This is a genomic window from Sporolituus thermophilus DSM 23256 (assembly GCF_900102435.1).
In the GTDB taxonomy this organism is placed as follows: Bacteria; Bacillota; Negativicutes; order Sporomusales; family Thermosinaceae; genus Thermosinus; species Thermosinus thermophilus.
Genome location: NZ_FNBU01000003.1, coordinates 110,655 through 130,087, shown reverse-complemented (window position 1 = coordinate 130,087; position 19,433 = coordinate 110,655). Strand labels below are relative to the sequence as shown.

The 19,433-nt window shown below is 53.5% G+C and carries 18 protein-coding genes and 1 other annotated feature; of the genes, 3 read left to right on the top strand and 15 right to left on the bottom strand.

Going from position 1 to position 19,433, the window contains the following annotated elements; genetic code table 11:
- Positions 1–105: 105 nt before the first annotated feature.
- The 5 genes from gluQRS to BLQ99_RS03115 form a co-directional block, all read right to left on the bottom strand.
- On the bottom strand, positions 106–1,080 hold the full coding sequence (gluQRS, locus tag BLQ99_RS03135; RefSeq protein WP_093688053.1) for a tRNA glutamyl-Q(34) synthetase GluQRS: 975 nt from the start codon (positions 1,078–1,080) through the stop codon (positions 106–108).
- Positions 1,080–2,069, bottom strand: a complete 990-nt coding sequence (locus tag BLQ99_RS03130) for a pyridoxal-phosphate dependent enzyme (protein WP_093688051.1) — start codon at positions 2,067–2,069, stop codon at positions 1,080–1,082. The genes gluQRS and BLQ99_RS03130 overlap by 1 nt, the downstream gene beginning before the upstream one ends.
- 464 nt (positions 2,070–2,533) lie before the next feature.
- Entirely contained in the window at positions 2,534–3,481 is a 948-nt protein-coding gene (locus BLQ99_RS03125) for a metal ABC transporter substrate-binding protein (protein WP_093688049.1), read from the bottom strand.
- A 313-nt stretch (positions 3,482–3,794) separates the two neighbouring features.
- The gene (locus tag BLQ99_RS03120; protein WP_093688047.1) at positions 3,795–4,433 is read right to left on the bottom strand and encodes a nitroreductase family protein; all 639 of its coding nucleotides are present in this window, start codon (positions 4,431–4,433) and stop codon (positions 3,795–3,797) included.
- 157 nt (positions 4,434–4,590) lie between these two features.
- Positions 4,591–5,973, bottom strand: a complete 1,383-nt coding sequence (locus BLQ99_RS03115; protein ID WP_093688045.1) for a sodium-dependent transporter — start codon at positions 5,971–5,973, stop codon at positions 4,591–4,593.
- 240 nt (positions 5,974–6,213) lie between these two features.
- Positions 6,214–6,437, top strand: a binding site (T-box leader).
- 41 nt (positions 6,438–6,478) lie between these two features.
- Between BLQ99_RS03115 and BLQ99_RS03105 the strand changes: the two genes are divergently transcribed.
- Together BLQ99_RS03105 and BLQ99_RS03100 are read left to right on the top strand one after the other, a co-directional pair.
- On the top strand, positions 6,479–6,958 hold the full coding sequence (locus tag BLQ99_RS03105; protein WP_093688041.1) for an Lrp/AsnC family transcriptional regulator: 480 nt from the start codon (positions 6,479–6,481) through the stop codon (positions 6,956–6,958).
- Complete coding sequence (locus tag BLQ99_RS03100; RefSeq protein ID WP_093688039.1) at positions 6,955–8,124, top strand: aminotransferase class I/II-fold pyridoxal phosphate-dependent enzyme; 1,170 nt, start codon at positions 6,955–6,957, stop codon at positions 8,122–8,124. Before BLQ99_RS03105 ends, BLQ99_RS03100 begins: the two co-directional genes overlap by 4 nt.
- Before the next feature lie 74 nt (positions 8,125–8,198).
- Here BLQ99_RS03100 and BLQ99_RS03095 read toward each other — a convergent pair whose 3' ends face one another.
- The 7 genes from BLQ99_RS03095 to BLQ99_RS03065 form a co-directional block, all read right to left on the bottom strand.
- Positions 8,199–9,422, bottom strand: coding sequence for an ABC transporter permease (locus tag BLQ99_RS03095; RefSeq protein ID WP_425440865.1), 1,224 nt, complete (start codon positions 9,420–9,422; stop codon positions 8,199–8,201).
- Positions 9,415–10,098 carry an ABC transporter ATP-binding protein gene (locus BLQ99_RS03090; protein ID WP_093688035.1) on the bottom strand — a complete coding sequence of 228 codons (684 nt, stop codon included), beginning with the start codon at positions 10,096–10,098 and terminating at the stop codon, positions 9,415–9,417. The genes BLQ99_RS03095 and BLQ99_RS03090 overlap by 8 nt, the downstream gene beginning before the upstream one ends.
- A 12-nt stretch (positions 10,099–10,110) precedes the next feature.
- Positions 10,111–11,229, bottom strand: coding sequence for an efflux RND transporter periplasmic adaptor subunit (locus BLQ99_RS03085; protein WP_093688033.1), 1,119 nt, complete (start codon positions 11,227–11,229; stop codon positions 10,111–10,113).
- 21 nt (positions 11,230–11,250) lie between these two features.
- Positions 11,251–12,519, bottom strand: a complete 1,269-nt coding sequence (locus tag BLQ99_RS03080) for a TolC family protein (RefSeq protein ID WP_171904578.1) — start codon at positions 12,517–12,519, stop codon at positions 11,251–11,253.
- 235 nt (positions 12,520–12,754) lie between these two features.
- Positions 12,755–14,038, bottom strand: a complete 1,284-nt coding sequence (locus BLQ99_RS03075; protein ID WP_093688029.1) for a sensor histidine kinase — start codon at positions 14,036–14,038, stop codon at positions 12,755–12,757.
- A gap of 3 nt (positions 14,039–14,041) precedes the next feature.
- A complete protein-coding gene (locus tag BLQ99_RS03070; protein ID WP_093688027.1) occupies positions 14,042–14,716 on the bottom strand; it encodes a response regulator transcription factor in 675 nt (224 codons plus the stop codon).
- A gap of 171 nt (positions 14,717–14,887) precedes the next feature.
- Positions 14,888–15,652, bottom strand: coding sequence for a hypothetical protein (locus BLQ99_RS03065; RefSeq protein WP_093688025.1), 765 nt, complete (start codon positions 15,650–15,652; stop codon positions 14,888–14,890).
- Positions 15,653–15,824: 172 nt separating this feature from the next.
- On the opposite strand from BLQ99_RS03065, the gene BLQ99_RS03060 reads away from it, so the two are divergent.
- The gene (locus BLQ99_RS03060) at positions 15,825–16,673 is read left to right on the top strand and encodes a MurR/RpiR family transcriptional regulator (RefSeq protein ID WP_093688023.1); all 849 of its coding nucleotides are present in this window, start codon (positions 15,825–15,827) and stop codon (positions 16,671–16,673) included.
- A gap of 38 nt (positions 16,674–16,711) precedes the next feature.
- Here the strand turns inward: BLQ99_RS03060 and BLQ99_RS03055 are convergent, their stop codons facing one another.
- The 3 genes from BLQ99_RS03055 to BLQ99_RS03045 all read right to left on the bottom strand — a co-directional run bounded on the left by BLQ99_RS03055 (position 16,712) and on the right by BLQ99_RS03045 (position 19,245).
- Positions 16,712–17,524 (bottom strand): beta-keto acid cleavage family enzyme, encoded by an 813-nt coding sequence (locus BLQ99_RS03055; protein ID WP_093688021.1) that lies wholly within the window; start codon positions 17,522–17,524, stop codon positions 16,712–16,714.
- Between the two features lie 13 nt (positions 17,525–17,537).
- Positions 17,538–18,875, bottom strand: a complete 1,338-nt coding sequence (locus BLQ99_RS03050; RefSeq protein ID WP_093688019.1) for an aspartate aminotransferase family protein — start codon at positions 18,873–18,875, stop codon at positions 17,538–17,540.
- A gap of 160 nt (positions 18,876–19,035) precedes the next feature.
- Positions 19,036–19,245 carry a hypothetical protein gene (locus tag BLQ99_RS03045; protein WP_143005859.1) on the bottom strand — a complete coding sequence of 70 codons (210 nt, stop codon included), beginning with the start codon at positions 19,243–19,245 and terminating at the stop codon, positions 19,036–19,038.
- Between the last annotated feature and the right edge of the window lie 188 nt (positions 19,246–19,433).

Genomic DNA, 19,433 nt, shown 5'->3' with positions numbered 1-19,433 from the left:
AAGTCGCGGTGACTCTTGGACACTGATCGGCTCTTGTTTGGCCGAATCACCATACATCTGCCCAAAATGTCAGGATTGGCTGAACGCCGATAATTAATAATCAGCCTACTCACCCTTGTGGAGAAAATCGGCTAAATCATCGGGAACGGCAATCGGCCCGGCCGGCAAAACCTTTTCATCAAAAGCGGCAATCAATTCGGCCGGCGCCGCCGGCCGGTACTCAGGCAAAAGACAGGCCTTCCACGCCAAATAGCCGACGATGGCGCGGGGGCTTACGCCGCGCGCCCTGAGCGCCGCCAGTGACAAATCCTTTTGCCGTTTGGACAAGCGGTGGCCGTCCATCCCACACAACAGCGGCACATGGGTGAAAAACGGCGCAGTAAGGCCCAGCAGGCGGTAAAGCAAGAGCTGCCGGGGAGTGGAGGCCAATAGGTCGTCGCCACGCAATACATGGGTGATGCCCATGGCCCCATCATCCACTACCACCGCCAGTTGATAGGCATGGACCCCGTCCGAGCGGCGAATGATAAAATCGCCGCAGGCGGCCGCCAAATTCTGCGTAACCGTTCCATGAACACCGTCAATAAAAGAAATATTTATGTCCGGCACGCGCAGGCGCAGCGCGGGACGCCGGCCGGCCTGGCGAACTTTCTCGGCCTGAACGCTGCCAAGCTTCCGGCAGGTGCCGGGATAAACAAATTCGCGCTCGCCGGCATGAGGGGCGCTGGCGGCGGAGTGGAGTTCCGCCCGGCTGCAGTAGCAGGGATAAACCAGCCCGGCGGCGGTAAGTTTGGCAACAGCCGCTTCATAGCGGTCCCGCCGCTCATCTTGCCGGTAGGGTCCAAAGGGACCACCCACGTCCGGCCCTTCATCCCAGTCGAGGCCCAGCCAGCGCATATCGTCTAAGAGCTTCGCCGTAAAGATTGGCCGGGACCGGTCAGGATCAAGGTCTTCGATCCGCAGCACCATCACGCCGCCCCGCCGACGCACCTGCAGCCATGCTAAGAGAGCCGTCCAGGCGTTGCCCAAATGCATTTCGCCGGTCGGGCTGGGGGCAAACCGTCCACGCACCTTGCTCATTACTTTTTCAGTCCCGTCCCGGTCAGCGGTACGACGATGTTCAAGCCGTCCGCTTCTTCCGGCTTAAAATACCGCTGCACGCCGGCCACCACCGCGCTGGCCGTCGCTTCCGCATAAATCCCCATGGCGCCCAATTGTTCGTGGGCAGCGGCAACTTCGTCGTCGGTGACGGTTATGATATCACCGTCCGTTTCCCGGATCGCGGCGAGAATTTCGTCCATACGCATGGGCGTGGGGACGGCAATGCCCTCGGCAACCGTGCTGCCGGCCGGCGCCGGCGCCAGACCGTGAAACTTCCGGTAAACGGGCGCGCAGTTGGCGCTCTGGACGGCGAGCAGACGCGGCAGCTTGCCAAGCTCCTTAAAGCCGAGATAAAGTCCCAGCAGCATCGTGCCGTTGCCAACCGGCGAGACGACATAGTCAGGTATCCCTACCTGCTCGTAGATTTCGTAGGCGATTGACTTTGTCCCCTCGAAAAACAAAGGATTATAGACATGGGAAGCATAATAGGTAGCTTTGGCGGCTTCCAGGATAGCGCGGGCCGTGTCGTCGCGCGAGCCCGGCACCTTCACCACGTTGGCTTTGTAGGCGCTGAGCTGTTTAATTTTGCCCGGCGAAGTACTTTCCGGGATGTAAATGTTGCACTTGATGCCGGCGGCGGCAGAATAGCCGGCAATGGACGCGCCGGCATTGCCGGAAGAGTCTTCGACGACTTCGGTGATGCCGGCCGCCTTAATGGCGTTGATGAGGATGAAGGCGCCGCGGTCCTTGAATGAGCCGGTAGGCATAAAGTAGTCTAATTTCAGATTAACTTCGACCCCGCCGAAACGGCGCTTGATGATGGGAGTTACTGTTTCGCCTAGCGACACGGTGATTGGCACGCGTTCCCCCGGCGCTTTTTTCAGGGAAAATAGACCGCCGCACTCGCACTTATACTGAAGGCCGCCGATTGGGTAAGTCTTTTGGCACTTAGCGCACAAAAATTCCATCTTTATACTCCTTTCTTTTTAAGTTGCCCCGCCTTTCTGCCAGCCACACCTCGTCTCCGCCAACTTTCGCCGCTGCCGGGGCGAAACCCTGCTTTTTCAAAAACAGGTAATTTCACACGGTGAACATTGGAACCACAGAGGACGCGGAGGCATTTATTAACATTATTCGTTTGTGTGATGGATATCACGCGCTCTGTGTCCTACTCCGAAAAGCGTAAAACCGCAAAGGCCGCGAAGAACGCAAAGGGCTATGCGCGCGACAGTTGTCGCGCGCGATTAGTTCAAAAACTTACTTTTCATCGCTTGTGGTGATGCCGGTTTATTTATTCAACGCGGAGATATTCATGACATGACGATCATCATAAAAATTATAAAAACATTGGAACCACGGAGATATTCATGCCGATAAATCGGTGCCGCCGCCCGCTGCAGCGCATGCCGGTAGTAGTCCCTTTCCTTTCGCCTTATTGGGCCAAGGCTTTCTGCAAATTGGCCAAGTTGTCGCGCATAACCGAAAGATAATTTTTACCCTGCTTTAGCTCTTCCTCGGTCAGCGATTCGAGCGGGTTAAGTATGAGCAGCCCTGCCCCTGTTTCCCGGGCAATTGTCTCGGCCAGTTTCGGGCTGACGACCGTTTCAAAGAAAATGTACTTTACTTTGTTTTCGCGGCAAAAGCGCACAATGGAGGCCATGCGGTCCGGCGTCGGTTCGGTGTCGGGCGCTAGTCCCATAATCGCTATTTCCCGCAGTCCGTAGCGCTTGGCAAGATAGCCAAAGGCGGCATGGCTAGTGACAATATCGCGGCCCGGCAGTTTCGCCAAAACCTGACGGTACTCCTCGTCCAACTTGCTAAGTTCGCCCTTAAAACGGGCACCGTTTTGGCGGTAATAGTCGGCATTGGCCGGATCAATATTCGCCAGGGCCTGGACGATATTGTCCACCTCCTGTTGGGCCAAGACGGGGTCAAGCCAAACATGGGGGTCGCCGCCGTGGCTATGGGCATGGCCGGTCTTGGCATGGGCGTCTTGGTCATGCTCTGTCAACAAAGGTACGCCTTTACTGACGGCCACGGCCGGCACATCGCCAAGTATCTCCTTGGACTGCAGCTTAGCCGCCGGCTCCAGGCCGGCGCCGTGATAAAGCAGCAGTTTGGCGCCCTTGATCAGCGCCACATCCTTGGCTTTAGGCTCCCAGTCGTGCGGTTCGGCGCCGGGCGGAACCAAGAGCGCCACCTCCACTTTATCGCCACCTACCTGGCGGGTAAACTCGTAAACGGGGTAGACGGTTGCGACCACTTTAACTTTGGGAACGCCGCTGGCCTGTTCGGTTTTGGCCTGGCCGCCGCACCCCCCGGCCGCAATTATGGCCGCTGCCAGTACCAAAGCAAGCAAAACATGGACAATCTTGCGCATAATTCTTCTCCTCGATTCAGTCTTTTGTCTTAATAAGAATGTTCTTATTTAATACTAAATAAAAATACCGCTGGCGTCAAGGCCATTGGCAATCATTACTAGTTTGCCCGGCTATTATCTTTTTATACAAAAGCCGGCAAAAGCATTTTGCGAGCAATACAACCACCGGCAAAGCGGCTATACTGTGAAGGTAGTGCCCAAAATTGGAAATTGAAAGCTCCCGCCGTCTGCCCGATCTGTGGGGCCAAAAAAAGCCGGTTTTCAAGCCTTTTAGACGGTGAAGGCACAGAGCGCCGCTCTGTGCCTTCACTATTTAATCAACAAATGTTACAACTTCATCAAGCGGTTTGCGTGGCGGGTTGGTCCCGTTGTTATCGGCCGGAACGCCGAGCGGCGTCAAGGCTGCCAGATAGTAGCCGGGCTTGGCAAAACCGACAAGCTTGGAAATTTCCTCGGCGGCATAGGTCGGCCCCGTCATCCAGCAGGTGCCGTAGCCTAAATTCGCAGCGGCCAGCAGCAGGTTTTCCATGGCGGCGGCAATGTTTTGGACGCCGGGATTGGGACGGGCTAAAGCATGGATGAGATCCAGCGGCGCCGCCTTGGCCTCGGCCAGGTCAGTAGCCAAAGTGGGATAGGGCCCGGCATAGACAAGGATGACCACAGGCGCCTTTTTGAAGACGGTATGGTATGCCACCATGCCGCGGAACGCCTTGCGCTTTTCCTCACTGGGCAAGAGCTCGGCCAGCTCGGCGTTTTTCCGCTCGACGATCTGGGCCATTTCCGCGATTTTTGCCTTATTTTTTACTACGACAAAATGCCAGTTCTGCATATTTTTCCCCGATGGGGCATAGACGGCAGCTTTAAGAATTTCCCGCAGATCATCGGCAGGAACGTCGGCGTCCAGAAAATTGCGCACACTGCGACGCTTATAAATAAAGTCCAGTTTGTCCATAGCCTCTTCTCCTTTCTTCTCACCGGTGATTATAGCATGCCCGGCCGGCGCCAGCCGGCGTAGCGGGCTTGCATCACTTCACCCTTATTTTACCACATTCTGCCGGGCAAAAAGCAAGGTCAGCACGCTTGCTTATGGTTACACCCGTGCAAAATCTTTACCCGATTACCCCGACCGAGTTCAAAAAGACCACTATCAGCGCCGCCGGGGTTACATAGCGGATAACAAAGAAGAAGAGGTCGACCATCCCGGCCAGCCGGACGGCGCCGCGGTTGGTCAGTTCCCGCCTTACATCTTCCCGGTCGGCGGCATAACCGACAAACAGCGCAACCAGCAGGCCGCCTACCGGCAGCAGGATATTGGAAGAAATATAGTCAAAGAGGTCAAAGAACCCTTTGTCGAAAATCGTGATATGGCCGAGCAGGCTGGCTTTGTCTACCGACAAGGCGGCTAAGGCGCCAAAGGCCACGATGATGACCGCGTTTACCAGTACCGATATACGCCGCGATAGGCCGTGCTCCTCGGCGAGATATGCCACCAGCACCTCGACCAGCGACAGCATGGCTGTCGTCGCGGCGATTGAGGTCAGGAAAAAGAATGCTACGAGCAATGTATTGCCGAAGGGCATCTTGGAAAATACCAGCGGAATGGTCATGAAGAGCAGTCCCGGCCCGGCACCCGGTTCCATGCCAAAGGAAAACACGGTGGGGAAAATGGCGATACCGGCCAACATAGAAACCAACGTATCGGAAAGAGCTACTTTCGTAGCGGTGCCAAAAAAGTTGGTATCAGCCGTAAAATAGCTGCTGTAGGTAATCATAACTCCCATGCCGAGCGATAGCTTAAAAAAGGCCAGCCCCAGCGCGGTAAGGATAACGGTCGGCGTCAGTTTGCTGAAATCGACCTGAAAGAGGAAATTGAGGCCCTCGGCTGCGCCGGGTAAAGTCAGCGCACGGATATCACAAATCAAAATGAGGATAAATAAGAGCGGCATTAGTGTTTTCGTAATCTTTTCAATGCCCTTCTGCACACCCAGCATCAGGATGGCGGAGACAACGGCCATGACGATGACCTGCCAGATTATGGGCGACCACGGACCGATGACGACATTGCCGAACTGCGCTTTGGCCGTCTCGAGCGTAATCTGGGCGAAGTCGCCGCTGAGCGCCTTGAAGAGGTAAAAATACACCCACCCGGCCACACAGCTGTAGAAAAACATGATGAGGTACACCGCCAGCACGGCTAAGGTTCCGGTATGTTTCCACGCCGTTTGCGGCGCCAGCTTTGCAAAGGCGCCCACCGCGTTGCGGCGAGCCTTACGGCCGATATAAAACTCGCCCAGCATGATGGGCAGACCGACCAGAAGAATACATACCAGGTAAACCAGGAGAAAAGCGCCGCCGCCATATTGCCCGGTCAAATAAGGAAACTTCCAGATGTTACCGAGTCCGACGGCCGAACCCAGCGTGGCGAAAAACACGGCCAGGCCGGAGGAAAAGCCGTCGCGCCTCAATTTTGTCTGTCCTTGCACTGTTTGCATGTCACTACCCCTTTTCCTAATGTGGGTAAATTGTACTAAACCGGCCATCGGCATGTCAACGCCGGCAACGGGCGACAATATACTGTATACACCGCTCAGCCTATGCGTAAGACTTTTTTTCCGCTAATGCGCCTATTTACAAGTTTACACAAATTCCTTGCCTTTGCCCCATAAAAAAAGACAAAAGTCCGCTCTTGCATCTCCGGCGCCGCCTGTGATACCATATAAGCGAAAAAGACATAGCAGGCGATGATGGGGAGAGTATGGCCGCCGCTTCTTTCGACAGAGAGCCGGGGTTGGTGGAAACCGGCGAAAGGCCGCAGCCAGAAGGCCACCCTGGAGCCGTCGGGCCGAACGGACCAAGTAAGCCTGACCGTATCCTGGCGTTAACGGGACTAGAGGGAGCCGGGCAATTGCCGGCTAAAGTAGGTGGTACCGCGGGAACCAAAGTTCTCGTCCTTAAAGGACGGGAACTTTTTATTTTGGAGAAGAGGAGGTTTTGGCAATGAAAGAATTATTAGAACTGCTGGAAAAAGACCATAGGCTCACGGCCGAACAGCTGGCCGCCATGCTGGGCCGGCCGGTCGAGGAAATTGCAGCCGCGCTTAAGGATCTGGAAGCGCAAAAAGTCATTCTTAAATACCACACCTTCATCAATTGGGAAAAGGCCGGCGTGGACACCGTTACCGCTTTGATTGACGTCCGCATCACCCCCCAGCGGGAAGTTGGCTTTGACGCGATTGCCGAACGTATTTGCCGGTTCCCGGAAGTGCGCAGCTTGTACCTTATGTCCGGCGCCTATGATCTGGCCGTCATCGTGGAAGGGAAAAACATGAAGGAAGTGGCCCGGTTTGTCGCGACCAAGCTGGCAACCATGGAAGGCGTTATGAGCACGACCACCCATTTCATCCTCAAACAGTACAAGGAAGCCGGGGTCATCCTGGAAGACCGGGAAGAAGACCGGAGATTGGCGGTGACGCCATGACCTGGGCTGACCGCGTCTCGCCGCTCGTCAAATCCATCCCGCCGTCGGGGATCCGCCGCTTTTTCGACATTGTAGCCGAAATGAAGGGCGTCATTTCCTTGGGCGTGGGCGAACCAGACTTTATCACCCCCTGGCACATCCGCGAAAGCTGCATCCACGGTCTCCACCGCGGCTATACGGCCTATACGTCTAACTTCGGCCTGCTGGAACTGCGGGAAGAAATCGCCCGGCTGCTCGCGCGCGACTACCAGGTAACCTACGACCCGCGTAAAGAGGTGCTCGTCACCGTCGGCGTGAGCGAAGCCTTCGATTTAGCGATGCGGGCCGTCCTCAGCCCCGGCGACGAAGTGCTTGTCCCCGAGCCCAGCTATGTTTCGTATAAGGCCTGCGTTACCCTCGCCGGCGGCAAACCCATCCCGGTGCCAACCACCATTGACAACGAGTTCCGCCTGACGCCGGCCCTCCTTGAGGCCTATATCACCCCCCGCACCAAGGTGCTGGTCATCGGCTACCCCAACAACCCCACCGGCGCGGTTATGACCCGGGAGGAACTGGTACAAATTGCCGCCTTTGTCAAAAAACATGATCTTATTGTCATTTCTGACGAGATTTACGGCCGGTTAACATACGAAGGCACACACACCTGCTTCGCCAGCCTGCCGGATATGCGGGACCGGACCATCCTGCTCAACGGCTTTTCCAAAGCCTATGCCATGACCGGCTGGCGGCTGGGCTACGCCTGTTCTAATCCGGACTTCATTGCCGCGATGACAAAAATTCATCAGTATACCATGCTGTGCGCCCCCATCACGGCCCAGGTGGCCGCCATTGAGGCGCTGCGCAACGGCGAGGCCAGCGTAGAGAAAATGGTATCCGAATACAACCGGCGCCGCCGCCTGATGCTTAACGGTTTTAGGGAAATGGGCCTGACCTGCTTTGAACCAAAAGGCGCCTTCTACATCTTTCCCTCCATCAAAGAAACCGGTATGGATTCGCTCTCCTTTGCCGAAACACTGCTAAAGGAGGAAAAAGTTGCGCTGGTACCCGGCAGCGCCTTCGGCGACAGCGGCGAAGGCTATGTACGCTGCTCGTATGCCAACTCAGCCGCCAATCTGGCCGAAGCCCTCGAACGCATCGGCCGCTTTGTCAGAAAACACCTTGGCTAAGACAAATCCCCGGTTGCGTCCAAACGCTACCGGGGATTTGCGCTCTATTGCCATGGCAGAGGCTTAAATTTTTTCTATTCGTACCTTAGCGCGTCAATGGGATTTAATAGCGCCGCTTTTCGGGCCGGGTACAGTCCAAAGAACAGACCGATGCCGACGGAAAAAGCAAAAGACACTAAAATAGGCAACGGAGTGATAACGGTATTCCAGCCGGCAAAGGAGGAAATTGCGTAAGAACAGCCTATACCCAGTGCGATGCCGATAACGCCGCCGATTACGCCGATAACGACCGCCTCAATCAGAAATTGCATAAGGATATTAGAATATCTTGCCCCTAACGCCTTGCGGATGCCTATTTCCCGCGTCCGTTCGGTGACAGATACCAGCATGATGTTCATAATGCCAATACCGCCGACCACGAGGGAAATCGCCGCTATACTGCCTAGCAGCATAGTGATGGTGGAAGTCGTCTCCTGAGCTGTGGCCATTACGCTGGCGAGGTTGCGCACCGTAAAGTCGTCCGGTTTGTCGGGCGTAATGCGGTGACGCGACCGCAACAGGCCGGTAATACTGTCCTGAACTTGGTCGATAACATCGGCGCTGGCCGCCTGTACACTGATTGTCTGGATATACGTAATCCCCATCAGCCGTTCTTGGGCAGTAGTAAGGGGAATAATAACAATATCGTCCTGGTCTTGGCCCCCGGCCGACTGGCCTTTACTTTCCAGTACGCCGATCACCTTAAACGGGGCGTTATTAATACGGATATTTTGGCCGACCGGATTTCCGTTGCCGAACAAATTGCCGGCAACCGTGGAGCCAATAACGGCTACGCGGTTTCTTGCTTCCACATCTTCGTTGGTAATAAAACTGCCGCTCTGGACGCTTAAATTGCGGACATCCATATATTCCGGAGTTGTTCCTTGGACGTTGGTAGTCCAGTTCTGGTTGCCCGCAACGACCTGATACTGCCGGCCGACGCTGGGAGCGACCGCACTTACGCCGGGAATCTCACGGGCAATGGCCTGTGCATCTTTCAGCGTCAACGTAGTATTCGTCCCCGCTGCTTGCCGGATACCGGAAGAAGAAGCCGCCCCCGGGGTAACAATGATGAGGTTGCTCCCGAGGCTGGCAATCGAGTTTTGCACCTTATCCCGCACGCCCATGCCGATCGAAACCATGGCGATGACCGCGCCTACCCCGATGATAATGCCGAGCATGGTAAGGACAGAGCGCAATTTGTTGGCGACCAATGCATTTAAGGCAATTTTTACACTTTCCCGGAACACATTAATCATCCCTTTCTGTGTCGCGGACGATGCGCCCGTCCCGGACGTGGATTACCCTTCTGGCATAGGCGGCAATATCGGGTTCGTGGGTTACCAGGATAATCGTCCGTCCGAAGGAGTTGAGGCTTTGAAAGATTTCCATTACCTCATTGCCTGACTTGGTATCAAGGGCACCGGTAGGCTCGTCGGCCATAATAATGGACGGCTCGTTTACCAGCGCCCGCGCAATGGCAACCCGCTGGCGCTGGCCACCTGACAACTCGTTGGGCAAGTGGTTCATCCTGTTCTCCAAACCAACGGCCGCCAATGCTGCCGCTGCCCGTTTCTGCCGTTCTTTACGGCCGACACCTGCGTAAACAAGCGGCAAGGCTACGTTGTCGAGGGCCGACATCCGCGGCAGCAGGTTGAAGTTCTGAAAGACAAACCCGATCTTTTTATTTCGGGTCAGTGCCAGTTCATCGTCAGTCAGCGACGATACTTCCTGGCCGTCCAGCAGATACGACCCGCTTGTCGGCCGGTCCAGGCAGCCCAAGATATTCATTAACGTCGATTTACCTGAACCCGACGGCCCCATGATGGCGGTAAACTCGCCTTCCCGGATCTTTAAGGTCACGCCGGCCAGGGCAGCGACCGGCGTGTCGCCCATTTGGTAGATCTTGGTTATATCAGATAACTCAATCCCCATTTTCCGGCCTCCTTACATGCGGCGCATCATGTTAAGCGGATTGGAGGAAGGCCGTCCTTGTTGACCGCCGCCGGTTTGCCCTTGTGCCTGTGTCTTCGGCAGCGATACGACAACTTTATCGCCCTCCTTGAGCCCGCTGGTAATTTCTACCCGGTCATCACCAACACTGCCGGTAGTGACCGGCACATTCTGAGTCTGGCCGTTATCCCCGACAACGACAACATACTTGCCGGTTTTATCGGTCCGTATCGCCGCAAGCGGCAAGGTCATCACGCCTTTCCTTTCGCTGACCGTGATGGACACCCTGGCAATCATCCCGGGATTTAGCAGGTTTTCCGCATTAATAACGTCGATCGTTACCGGATAGTAGGTGACATTCTGCTGGACAACCGGTTTTTTGGAAATGGTAGCCACCGTACCCGCAAACTCTTTACCGGGATAAGCATCAACGGTAAAGGTGACTTTTTGGCCAAGCGCCACTTTACCAATATCGGTTTGGTCCACTTGCGCTTCGATCTGCATTTTCGACATATCGGCCACCGTCAAAATTACGGTCGGGTTGTTAACGCCCTGCGCCACCATTTCGCCGGCGGAAAGCGGTTTGCCGATCACACTGCCGTCAATGGGCGAAACTATCACTGTCTCGCTTAGTTTTGACATTACTTCGTCGTAGCTTGCCTTGGCGATGTTATAGTCCATACGGGCGTCATCAAGCTGTTCTTTTGATGCGCCGCCGATAGTGTTCAGCCTGGCGATACGCTCATATTTGACCGCGGCATTATCGAGCCGCTCTTTGGCCTGGGTTACCTGGGCCCGGAGCCCGCTGTCTTCCAATATTACGAGAACTTGGCCGGCCTTTACCTGGTCGTTCTCCTTCACTTTTACCTCTTTGATCTGCGCCGTTATCTTTGAACTGATATCAACCATATTTACCGGTTTGATTGTGCCGGTTGCCGCCACGGTGGCAACGATGTCGCCGCGTTCCACCCGGATAACTTGCTGCGGCGCAGCCGCCGACATCTTGCCGGCGCCTTGCGCGAAGATTAAACCGGCGATAACTGCGGCCAGACCGCCCAGTCCTAAGAGCAGCCACTTTTTATGCTGCTTAGTTTTAAGCCATATTTCCCTCATAACTTACCTCCGTCATTTTCGCTACTTCGTTTCTAAGCCTACCGCTTTATCCAATTTGGCTTTGTTCACGTTATAATCGTAGAGGGCTTGGACATGATTGGTCTTGGCCTGAGTGAGCGCCAGTTGGGCATCGATTACGTCCAGGTTGGTGCGTACGCCGACTTTATATGCTTCCTGGGCAATATAAAGGTCTTCTTTGGCCTTATTAACCGCCGTCTCGGTCGTTGCGAGACGTTTTTCCGCCTCCTTCATGCCGAGATAGCTCTGCCGGACTTCTTGCTCCACCGTATCTGCGACTTGCTCAGCTTGCAGGTTAGCTTTGTCGAGAGCGGCTTCGGCCTCTTTTATTTTGGCCTTCGTCACCCCGGCGTCAAACAGGTTCCAGTTTGCCGCGAGCCCCACTGACCAGTTATTATCGCTTGGCAGCAGGCTGTCGTTCCAACCGGTTGTGGCCGATAAAGAAACGGTGGGGAGCTTGCCGCTTTCGGCAATCTTTACCCCGCTTTCGGCACTTTCAATACTTGCCTTGGCTTGAGCGATCTCAGGCCGGTTTTGTTTGGCAACGGCGATTAATTCCGCCAGGGTTCTTGGGTCAGGCTGATACTGCAGCTCGCCTTCCAACTGAAGGTCGGTCCCCGCATCCATATTCATGGTAGTAAGTAAATTTGATACCGCCAACTCATACTGGTTTTGCGCTTTTATCAGGTTTTGTTCGGCATTGGCCAGTTCCACTTCCGCCCGCAGGACGTCAGACTTGGCTACCGTGCCCGCTTCGTATTTTGCCTGCACTACCTCCAGGTGGGCCTTTAAATTATTAACGGTTTCCTCATTAACGGCCAGCATATTCTTAGCCAAAAGAACACTATAGTAAGCCGTAGTAGTGTCGAGGATCAGTTGCTGTTTGGCTTTTAATACATTTATGTCCGCGGTGGTAACGCCAAGCTCAGCCTGCTTAATCTGCGCCTCGGTCCGGCCACCGTTGTAAAGCTGCCAGCTCATTCTTAAGCTGCTATTTAGGCTGTCTTGGCCAGGTCCATCAGCGCCCCGGTCCTGAAAACTGTAACTGCTGCCAAATGAAATGCTCGGCAGCTTTCCTGCTTTGGCCTCACTAACCCCCCACAGCGACCGCTCTTTGTCTTCTTGCGCTATTTGGATCGCCGGGTTATTTTTTAACGCCAAATCAATGCTTTCGGCCAGCGACAGCTTGATCGGCGCGGCGAACAAAAATGACTGTTGCAAAATAATTAGACCGGCGGTAATAACGGCAGCGCTATTTTTTAACCTCCGCATTATGTGTAGCAACCTCCTTAAATCAATTTGTCCAAGTTTTATTGGTGTTCCCCCTGGTTGTCCGGTCTTGTATACGCTCTGGCTCATTAATAATGACTAAATTATAAATGATAAGTTTTAGATTTTTTTTAGAAAGCCAGGCCCTTGCCCAAAAAAAGCGCTGGCACACCTCGTTTTCAGGGTAGTACGCTCATGCCGTAATAAAATTAAAAGCCACCGGCTAAAAGCCCATGGCCTAAAAGGAGTTCCGTTTTATCCATTTTACAGGCAAAAGGATGCTGAACTTTGTCCCGGCGCCGACTGTGCTCTCCACCCCTATCTTGCCGCCGTGCTTTTCGACAATCCATTTGGCAATCGCCAATCCCAAACCTGTTCCGCCTTTTTCCCGCGACCGGGCTTTATCGCCGCGGTAAAACCGGTCGAAAACACGGGGTAAGTCCTCGGGGGGGATACCCTGACCGGAATCCTCGACAGTGACCAAAATATGACCGCCTTGCTTGGCCCCGGTTATTAGGATGTGTCCGGGTGGCGGCGTATATTTTACGGCATTGTCCAGCAATATAACCAAAAGCTGATACAGCCGTTCCCTGTCTCCCGTCAGTTTCAACTCTTCAGCCATTGCTACTCTCAGCATATGACCTTCCAATTCTGCCAGCGGTCCAAACTGCTCAGCAACGGAAGCAACCAGCTCGTTTAAATTGACAAGTTCTAGTTGTAGTTCAGCCTGGTTGGCATCGGCCCTGGCTAAAGTGAGCAAATCGGCAACCAACTTCGTCATCCGCCTGACTTCTCTGACTATGTTCGTAACCCGAATGCTTTCTTCTTCTATGGTATGGTCTGGATGTCGCAGCATAAGTTCAGCGTTGCTTTTTATGACGGCCAGCGGCGTCCTGAGTTCATGCGAAGCATCGGCAACAAACTGCTGCTGTTTCTCCCAGGCCGCCTGAATGGGGACCATCGCCCGCCTTGCCAGGTAATACCCTGCCAGAATGATAATAATCATTCCCATAATCAATCCACTAATGATAATCATAAAAAGATTGCGCAATAAGGCGACCTCGGAATCGACAATACTCACGGCGATAACGTCTTTTACGGCAATTGGCCCGCGCTCGGTCTGCAGCACGTTTTCCTCATACCGGTAAGGGAGACTAATAATCCGATAGGCATGGTTCTCAAATTCTCTGATTTGGATTTCATCTGTATTCACTTGGGATGCCAAAGCGGTGAGCCGCTCCAAATCGGCAACTTCGCTGGAAAATATGTTCGTAACCCTCCCCTGGGCATCGCGCAGCAATATAATGATGCGCGGATCAAACAGAAACCGGCCGCGGCCCGGGTTAGCCACGCGGCCATTCGTAATTTTAAAACTTTCCGCCTTAAACCGCATAGCATCATCAACTTTATCAAACAACCGATAAGACACGTAGCCGTACAGCACGGCGCCAAAGGTCAAAAAAATCAACAAAAATACCACCGAGTTAATTACCGACAAGCGGCGTAGCGTCCGTTGAAACATAAGCTATTTCTCCTTAAGCATAAACCCTGCGCCGCGTACGGTTTGGATTAGTCCGTCCCGGTTGAAGGGGGCCAACTTTTTACGCAGGTAGTGAATATATAGGTCAACCACGCTAATCGTCGTTTCGGAGGCAAAGCCCCAGACCCGGTCGAAGATTTGCTCTCTGGTTAAAATCTGTTCCTTATTTAACACCAGGAACTCCAACAGTTCATACTCTTTCGTGGTTAGCCCAAGCGGCCGGCCTTCGATAAAGCCGTCCCGCACCTTAGCATCTACCGTGACACCGCCATAGCTTATTGTACCGTCTTTTCCCAGATTACCCCTGCGCCGTAGCAAGGCTTTTATCCTGGCTAATAGTTCCGGTATGGCAAAGGGCTTTACTAAATAGTCATCGGCCCCGGTTTCGAGCCCATAGACGCGATCAGCCACACTGTCCCGTGCCGTTAACAATAAAATCGGCGCCGTATGCCCGGCCTCGCGAACTCTTCTGATTATTTCCAGGCCGTTAATTTCCGGCAGCATGATATCCAGTATCAGCAGATCGTGTATCCCTTGTTCCGCCAGATATAGACCCTCGTCCCCGGTTGCCGCTTCGTCGACAAGATAATTCTCTTCGGTCAATAACGAGACGACTGCTTCGCGCAATGCATTGTCATCTTCGACGACGAGAATTCGCATGTTAACCTCCGTGCAGAGCCAAATATTTTGCCAATCTATAATACTTTACTTTCAATAGTGTTTACGGTCTTGCTAAAATTAAAGCAACATAACCGGTAATCTTCCGGGAAATCATAGTGGGAACAGACACTTGCACCGGCAAGTACCTGTTCCCTGTCTCTCGGCTGTTATTTAGTGCGCTCCCCACTTGTGTCCAGGCTTGGGACCTTTACCGTTAATCATGGCGGATACGCGGCTCTCAATATTAACTTTCATTGCTTCCGCTTTATCGGCAGAAATACGGCCTGCTTTCACGCCTTCTTCAATTCTCTTGGTCATTTCTCCTACCATAAAATCTTTAAGCGCCTGTTCGGAAACGCCATGTTCCTGGGCAATCGCAACCAAAGTCTTGCCGGCGCCCAGCTCGTTTTTCAGCGTTGCCGCGTCAATCTTTAGTAGGGCCAGCAGCTTGGCATCCCCAAATATGCCGTGTCCGCGCATGGGGGCGCGGCCAGCATGCCGCGGTCCTTTACCGTTTATCATATCCGCTACGCGCTCCTCAATTCCGGCTTTCATTTTCTCCGCTTTGGCCGCATCAATCCGGCCTGTCTTGACCGCTTCGTCCAGGCGTTGGCTCATTTGGTTGACCAAAAAGTCTTTCAGCGCTTGCTCAGATACGCCGTGCTCCCTGGCGATAGCAACCAAAGATTTACCGGCTTGTATCTCGCTCTTAAAGGTCGCGGCGTCTATTTTCAACAATTCAAGCAGCGCAGTATTATCTCCCTTGAAATGTCTCATGCCGCCTTTGTGCGCAAAATGGCCTTTGCCCATCGAAGCAGGCCGTGCGTCATCGGGAGCGCCTTGCTGCTCGGCAGTCGTCGCGGCCATAACTACGCCGTTCGCCGCAAACATGGTGGCAATACTAACCGCCAGCAGCCACTTCTTGGTTTTGTTCATAACTTAACACCCTTTCGTTTATTTGGTATTTTTGTGGGGGCTATGACTGTATTATCGCTACGTTTTTTTAGATTATCTTTAGAAAAAGGTCCTTAAATCAGGATGTTGTTCATTGTTTTTCTCGCATCCGGTATAATGATAACAATAGACGCTTGTCTGAGGTGAATAACGTATGAAACCTTCCCTGGTCCAAAACATACAGGCGCATTACCCCGGCATGAGCGCCAGTCATAAAAAAATTGCCGAATATCTCCTGGACCACTACGACAAGGCCGTTTTTCTCACCGCCAAAGAGCTCGGCCAAACCCTTGGCGTTAGTGAAGCAACCGTCATCCGTTTCGCCATGGCGCTAAACTACAAAGGGTACCCCGAACTCCAACAGGCTTTGCAGGACATGGTTAAAACTAAAATTACGACCGTGGAGCGGCTGCGGCTGGCGTTGCTGGACGGACAAACCAATCTGCCGCACAAAGCATTAAGCGCCGACATCAGCAATATTCAATTAACCATGGAGGAAATTACCGGCGCCGACTTTGAAAAAGCCGTCAACGAAATCATCCTGGCCCGCAATATTTATATCATAAGTTTGCGCAGCGCCACAGCGTTAGGCTATTTCCTCCATTTTTACCTCCAGCTCCTTTTACAAAACAGCCGCCTCATCCACGGCGTGGGAACATTTTTCGAGGAGATCAGGCCGGCCGGCCCGGGGGATTTGGTGATCGGCATTTCGTTTCCCCGCTATACCAGACAGACCGTCGAAGGCATAAAATATGCCCGGGAAAACGGGGCACGGGTCCTTGCCATAACGGATTCGCTTACTTCGCCGCTGGCGCCGTATAGCCATCATGTCCTGACCGCCCGCAGCCAGCAAATCTCATTCGTCGATTCTTTTGCCGCGCCGCTCAGCCTCATTAACGCCTTAATTCTGGCCGTAGGCGCCCGCGACAGCGCCAAGACGGCGGACATACTGCGCCAAATGGAAGCAGTATGGGAAAGCTACCGGGTATACCACTCCGAATGACTAAAGCAGCCCAGGATGACTCCTGGGCTGCTTTGATCTTAATTCACTCCCCATATTCGCTTTACATCGTCCGGCGTGGCGATTTCCCTACCCATTGCCCGAGCAATATTCACAATCCGCTCGACAAGGGTGACATTGGTAGCCAGTACGCCTTTGCTGTAATAAATATTGTCCTCAACCCCGACGCGGACATGGCCGCCTAAAGCCATGGCGATCATGGAAAGCGGCACATGCTGCGGACCAACCACCGACACGCTCCAGACGGAATTGGGCGGCAGGCTTTCCACCAGGAAAAAGAGGTTTTTCGGCGTAGCCGGCAGCGACCCCTTTACCCCCAGCACCAGATTAAACAGCAGCGGTTCCTTAAGAAGACCGGCCTTGTGCAGCTGGACGGCATTATTAATCATGGCGGTATCAAATATTTCCAGTTCCGGCTTGATATTTCGCTCCAGCATGATTTTCGCCAGATACTCAATCAGCGCGGGATCATTAACATTGGCCGATGCGGGAAAATTGGACGAACCTGTCGCAAGGCTCGCGGATGCCGGATTAAGCGCCAGGGCTTCGGCCCGGTCCTGGGCGGTTTTGCCGGCCCGGGCCCCCGTGGAAATTTGCCGGATAATGGGACAGCCCTTTTCGTCCAGACGGCGGAGAATTTCGGCAAAAAACTTGATTTCGTGCGTGGGTCTGCCCTCTTCGTTGCGGGCATGAATATGCGCCACGGCCGCTCCTTTTTCATAGCAAGCCGCAATGTCCTCGGCGATTTCCTCCGGCGTGACCGGAACGAAAGGCGTCATTGCTTTTGTTGGCACATTGCCGGTAGGCGCAACGGTAATAATTAGCTTTTCCATGTCGGCTCCCCCCTTATTTGTACTGGGAAATTGACTTGTCAAATTCGGCAAAGCCGGCCACCATGGCATTAACCAATTCGTCGGCCTGTTCTTTGGTGATGATGAGCGGCGGCGCCAGAAGGAACTGATCACCGTTTTCCCCGTCGGCATTGCCGCTGCCGGGATAAACCACAACGCCATGTTTCATCAGCGTCACCGTTAATTTTTCGGCCAGCCCCAAAGCAGCAGGGAACGGTTCTTTCGTCGCTTTGTTTTTGACGATTTCTACGCCCTGCATCAGGCCTTTGCCGCGGACATCGCCGACAAACCAGAAGGGCTGCAATTTTTCCCGCAGTTGCTCCAGAAGATAACTACCAATAACACGAGAGTTTTCGACAAGATTATCTTCGATTAAAGTCCTGATGACCGCTACGGCCACTGCCGCCGAGAGGGGGTTGCCACCGTAAGTGTGCCCGTGAACGAAAATGCCCGAACCCTGTTTGAAGGTCTCGTAAATTTCGTCTTTGACAATGACGGCACCGAGGGGCGAATAGCCGGCGCTCATACCTTTGGCCGCACAGATCATATCGGGTACGACGCCGTAATCTTCGATGGCGAACATTGCCCCGGTCCGCCCGAACCCGGTCATAACTTCGTCGGCGATCAGCAGGATGTCGTAGTGGTCGCAGATTTCGCGGACGATTTTAAAATAGTCCTTATGGGGAACAATGGCGCCGCAGGCCGCTCCGCCTACCGGCTCGGCGATGAAGGCGGCAATGGTGTCGGCCCCTTCCAGCTTGATGACGCGTTCGAGATCCAGAGCACACTCCACGGCGCAAGTCTCCTGTTCTTTGCCGAAAGGACAGCGGTAGCAGTAAGCCGGAGCGACATGGGGAAAGTTCAACAACAGCGGCGCATATTTCTTGCGGCGTTTGTCACCGGTCATGGACAAGGCCCCGATCGTGTTGCCGTGGAAACTCTTCCAGCGGGAAATCACCCGGTACTTCCCCGTTTTGCCGTCCCGTTCGAGATAATACTGGCGGGCCATCTTAAGCGCGGCCTCAGTGGCCTCCGAACCGCCGGAAACTAAATAGAGCTTGTTGAGCGAACCAGGGGCAAGGCTGGCTACGAGGTCAGCCAGCTCCTTGATCGGCCCGGAAGTCCAGCGTGATAAATGGCTAAAAGCCACCTTTTGGGCTTGCTCGGTCATAGCCCTGATCACGCGGGGATGGGCATGGCCGAGGTTAGACACCGCCGCGCCTGAGCAGGCATCCATGTAACGGTTGCCGTCCTTGTCGTAGAGGTAAATGCCTTCGCCATGGTCGACTTCCAGATATGTTTTGGTCAAATTGCGATAAAAAACGTTATCCATTTTACTCCCTCCTCGTGTTATGAAACTTTTCCTTCATTATATCATTATTAATAAAATATTTCCATCATAAATTTAAAGAAATGTTGAAACTGTCAAGGACGCAAAATACGCAACGGGTAGCAAATAAAAAATCCCTTCTGCCCAAAGCAGAAGGGATTTTTTATTTGCTATAGCTTAACAGAAAGTCATTACCCAGTTCCACATACTTTTGCAGTACGTTCACCAGTCGCTTTTGCTGTTGTTCATCCATGTCATCCATGATAACGGTGCCGATGGCCTCCTGCACCATGCTGCGAATCTGGAACGGATAATAACCAAGGCGAATGAGCTGCTTGCACAGCTTTCTCACCTGTTTTTCAACACTCATCATTGTTGCCTCCTCCTAAACTGTATTGGCAATTACTGATCTCAGAATTAGCCACAAAATTACCAATGCAGTGCAGAGAAAGGACTGGAGTGCGAAGGCAAATGCCTGTGGCGGCAAACTGAACTCGTTTTACTATAACATAGTGAACGCAAGACGTCAAATATATTTTCTGCCATAATATAAAGCCCTGG